This is a genomic window from Streptomyces sp. NPDC040589 (assembly GCF_055594445.1).
This window is the reverse complement of the sequence record NZ_JBVIWP010000023.1, coordinates 1-1,060: the sequence shown is the minus strand read 5'-3', so window position 1 is coordinate 1,060 and position 1,060 is coordinate 1. Positions and strand designations below refer to the sequence as shown.

1 rRNA gene is annotated in these 1,060 nt (G+C 55.5%); it reads right to left on the bottom strand.

The window, feature by feature from the left end:
* Positions 1-22: 22 nt before the first annotated feature.
* Positions 23-1,060: ribosomal RNA gene (locus ACZ58V_RS41480) — 23S ribosomal RNA — on the bottom strand; the annotation flags it as partial.

Genomic DNA, 1,060 nt, shown 5'->3' with positions numbered 1-1,060 from the left:
AACACAGTGGACGCGAGCAACTGAGGACAAGCCCTCGGCCTATTAGTACCGGTCAACTCCACACGTTACCGTGCTTCCATATCCGGCCTATCAACCCAGTCGTCTACTGGGAGCCTTACCCTCTCAAGGAGGTGGGAATACTCATCTCGAAGCAGGCTTCCCGCTTAGATGCTTTCAGCGGTTATCCCTCCCGAACGTAGCCAACCAGCCATGCCCTTGGCAGAACAACTGGCACACCAGAGGTTCGTCCGTCCCGGTCCTCTCGTACTAGGGACAGCCCTTCTCAATATTCCTACGCGCACAGCGGATAGGGACCGAACTGTCTCACGACGTTCTAAACCCAGCTCGCGTACCGCTTTAATGGGCGAACAGCCCAACCCTTGGGACCGACTCCAGCCCCAGGATGCGACGAGCCGACATCGAGGTGCCAAACCATCCCGTCGATATGGACTCTTGGGGAAGATCAGCCTGTTATCCCCGGGGTACCTTTTATCCGTTGAGCGACGGCGCTTCCACAAGCCACCGCCGGATCACTAGTCCCGACTTTCGTCCCTGCTCGACCCGTCGGTCTCACAGTCAAGCTCCCTTGTGCACTTACACTCAACACCTGATTGCCAACCAGGCTGAGGGAACCTTTGGGCGCCTCCGTTACTCTTTAGGAGGCAACCGCCCCAGTTAAACTACCCATCAGACACTGTCCCTGATCCGGATCACGGACCCAGGTTAGACATCCAGCACGACCAGACTGGTATTTCAACGACGACTCCACCCACACTGGCGTGCGAGTTTCAAAGTCTCCCAGCTATCCTACACAAGCCGAACCGAACACCAATATCAAACTGTAGTAAAGGTCCCGGGGTCTTTCCGTCCTGCTGCGCGAAACGAGCATCTTTACTCGTAGTGCAATTTCACCGGGCCTATGGTTGAGACAGTCGAGAAGTCGTTACGCCATTCGTGCAGGTCGGAACTTACCCGACAAGGAATTTCGCTACCTTAGGATGGTTATAGTTACCACCGCCGTTTACTGGCGCTTAAGTTCTCAGCTTCGCCAAGACGAATC